Here is a 3,233-nt window from a genome sequence, read left to right as displayed (position 1 = left end):
TTTCTTATTGGTGCTGTATTTCAGTGCATAATATCGTTATAATCTCACCTTATATTGAAATGACTAGGTAATCATACAAATATGGACTTTATAACACTCGAAATACTACCTTTTGTAAAAAATCATCTTTTACTTTCTTTAGGTTGGATTGTTCTGTTTATTGCAATTATTGTGCTAACCATTAAAAGTAAACTATCTAAGGTTAAAATTATTAATAATGCTCAAGCAATCCATATGATTAATAAGCAAAATGCTGTTATCATTGATATTCGCTCTACCGATAGCTTTAAAAAAGGGCATATCACCGAATCTCACAATGTTTTGCCTATCGATATTAAAAATGCGAGTGCAAAAATAATTGAAAAATTTAAAGAAAGCATTGTTATTTTGGTTGATGAAAATGGTTTATCATCAACAGGTATAGGTGAAATACTGGTCAAACAAGGTTTCTTAAATGTCTTTACATTAAAAGACGGTATTGCCGGATGGAATGGCGAAAATTTACCACTCGTTAGAAAATAATATAATTTAAAAATAAGGTTTTATCATGACAGAACAAAACAATACGCAACAACCCGAAACACAGTTTGCAATTCAACGTATTTATACTAAAGATGTTTCATTTGAAACCAATAATGTTCCTGAAATTTTTACAAAACAGTGGCAACCAGACTTAAATATAGAATTAAACTCATCGTCACAAGTTTTAAGTGAAAATGTGTACGAAATTGCGTTACGCGTTACTGTGACTGTAAAGCAACAAGAGGAAGTGGTGTATATTTGTGAAGTGACTCAAGCAGGTATTTTTTCACTTATTGGATTCGACGAAGGTCAAATTCAACATTGTGTTGGTGCTTATTGCCCAAATATTTTGTTCCCTTATGCTCGAGAAGTTGTGTCAAGCTTAGTTAATAAAGGCACGTTTCCTCAAGTAAATTTAGAGCCAGTAAATTTTGAGGCATTATTCATTAATTATCTTCAACAACAAGCTGAACCAACTGAAACATTGCAATAATTATTGTGTTTCAGACAATTAACAATAAGTTTATTGAGTTATTATGAAAAAAACTGCTGCAATAACAGTAATTGGCTCAGGCTCTTATGGAACCTCTTTAGCTATTTTACTGGCACGAAATGGGCATTCAACTTTATTATGGGGTCATAACCCAGATAAAATGACCATTTTGCAGCATGAAAGGCAAAATAGACAATTTTTACCAGATATCCCATTTCCTGATCTGTTACAAATCGAAAGTGATTTAAAAACAGCGGTTTCAGCCGCTCCAATTTTACTTATTGTGGTACCTAGCCACGCTTTTGCAAGTATTCTAACTCAAATTAAACCATTTTTACGCCAAGATACTAAAATTGTCTGGGCAACAAAAGGGTTGGAAGTAGATACAGGTCGATTACTACAAGATGTAGCAAAAGAAATTTTGGGTGATAAAGTTCCATTAGCCGTGATTTCAGGGCCAACATTTGCTAAAGAGGTCGCATCTGGATTACCAACTGCGGTAACGGTTGCATCAACAGATGAACATTTTTTAAATCAATTGCAAACATTATTCCATTGCAGTAAAAGCTTCCGCGTTTATAGTAGCAAAGATTTTGTTGGTGTACAGCTTGGGGGGGCAATAAAAAATGTGATTGCCATTGGCGCTGGATTATCAGATGGACTTGGTTTCGGTGCTAATGCAAGAACCGCATTAATTACGCGTGGGCTTGCTGAAATGATGCGATTAGGTGCAGCATTAGGCGCAGATCCTGCAACCTTTATGGGAATGGCTGGACTTGGGGATCTGGTTTTAACCTGTACAGATAATCAATCTCGTAATCGTCGTTTTGGCATATTATTAGGACAAAATAAGTCTATTGAAGAAGCTCAAAATGCCATTGCCCAAGTTGTTGAAGGATGCAAAAATACAAAAGAAGTCTGGTTGCTAGCCCAAAAATATCATATAGATATGCCAATTACTGAACAAATTTACCAAGTCCTTTATCAGCATAAAGATCCAAAACAAGCAGCTATGACATTACTTGGACGTTCACAAAAAGAAGAGCTAAAAAGCTAGTTTTATACTTAAACACACATCTACCTAAAAAACTTTTTGATAAAAAAATCGCATTCCAGCCCAAAAATCAATTACTATAAATCCAGACCTATTCCTTTTTCTTTTGCTTTGAGATAGATATCATAACCAATATACACATCTAGTACAGCCGTTCCAACTGTTTTAAATAGCGTAATTTGTTCCTCATTTTGTCGGCATTGTGTCGGATCGATGACTAAATCCCCCAACTCTAGAAAATCATCTTCTGATACCAGATTTTGTTTAATTGGATCAATAATATCGCCAGCCTCTGCAAATACCCCCTCTTTAGTATCAAGCACACGAATATCGGCCTTTTCAACAATACTTTGAGGGATTTCATGCATTTGTGGAGTATAAGCACCGACACCATTTATATGCGTACCAGGCTTTACTTTATCACCATTAAATGTCACCACTTTTGATGTAGTAATAGAAGTAATAATATCAGCTTGGCTAATGTCTTCATCCAAATCCTGTGAAAAATAAAAATGAGTAGAATAATGAGAAAAACGACATTTTACCTCATCAGTAAACCGCTTAGCTTTTTGTATATCAATATCAAAAATAGCCACATCTGTAAGCGGACGAACCGTTAACATTGCTTCTAATTGAGATATCGCTTGGCCACCTGTACCGATCAATACTGCACGACGAGCATCTTTACGAGCCAACAAGTCCGTTGCCGCACCTTGAACAGCACCTGTTCGAAGCTGAGTAACAAAAGTACCGTCTAACAAGGCACAAACTTCACCAGTTTTTGGATCTAGCATTAATACTTGAGCAGGTACTGATGGTTTGCCTAGCTTTGAATTATCAGGAAATACCGAGACAATCTTAATTCCTACAATATCTTGATCCTTAATATGAGCAGGCATAAATAAACATTGACCTTTTTGCATATCAAAATTGATTCGCAGTGGTACATCACTATTTCCTTCAGTGTAGATTTTTAAGGCTTGTTTATCAGCAGCTACAGCATCTTTCATGGTATAAAATTTTTCAATATCTTTGGCTGTTAAAATCAGCATTTTTATTCCTTACTGGTTTTCCCAGATTTATTCTATGTTTAGTATCTATTATCTAACTTTCAAGTCAATCATTCCAATTACTTTCTAACAAAATGATTTATATAATAAAAAC

At 34.8% G+C, this 3,233-nt stretch carries 4 protein-coding genes; 3 read left to right on the top strand and 1 reads right to left on the bottom strand.

Annotation, left to right across the window (positions count from 1 at the left end):
* The first annotated feature begins 81 nt into the window (after positions 1 to 81).
* Genes A9G30_RS05075 through gpsA form a run of 3 tightly spaced genes read left to right on the top strand, consistent with a single transcriptional unit; the run spans position 82 to position 2,072 of the window.
* Positions 82 to 522, top strand: a complete 441-nt coding sequence (locus A9G30_RS05075; RefSeq protein WP_065588257.1) for a rhodanese-like domain-containing protein — start codon at positions 82 to 84, stop codon at positions 520 to 522.
* Between the two features lie 25 nt (positions 523 to 547).
* Positions 548 to 1,015 carry a protein-export chaperone SecB gene (gene secB, locus A9G30_RS05070; protein WP_065582343.1) on the top strand — a complete coding sequence of 156 codons (468 nt, stop codon included), beginning with the start codon at positions 548 to 550 and terminating at the stop codon, positions 1,013 to 1,015.
* Positions 1,016 to 1,055: 40 nt separating this feature from the next.
* A complete protein-coding gene (gpsA, locus tag A9G30_RS05065) occupies positions 1,056 to 2,072 on the top strand; it encodes an NAD(P)H-dependent glycerol-3-phosphate dehydrogenase (protein WP_176700443.1) in 1,017 nt (338 codons plus the stop codon).
* A gap of 74 nt (positions 2,073 to 2,146) precedes the next feature.
* Here the strand turns inward: gpsA and A9G30_RS05060 are convergent, their stop codons facing one another.
* Complete coding sequence (locus A9G30_RS05060; RefSeq protein WP_065588256.1) at positions 2,147 to 3,121, bottom strand: ornithine cyclodeaminase family protein; 975 nt, start codon at positions 3,119 to 3,121, stop codon at positions 2,147 to 2,149.
* Positions 3,122 to 3,233: the final 112 nt, after the last annotated feature.

The organism is Gilliamella sp. Fer4-1 (assembly GCF_001690515.1).
Lineage (GTDB): Bacteria > Pseudomonadota > Gammaproteobacteria > Enterobacterales > Orbaceae > Gilliamella > Gilliamella apicola_C.
The sequence above is the reverse complement of the archived record's forward strand: the minus strand, read 5'-3'. Positions and strand labels throughout refer to the sequence as shown.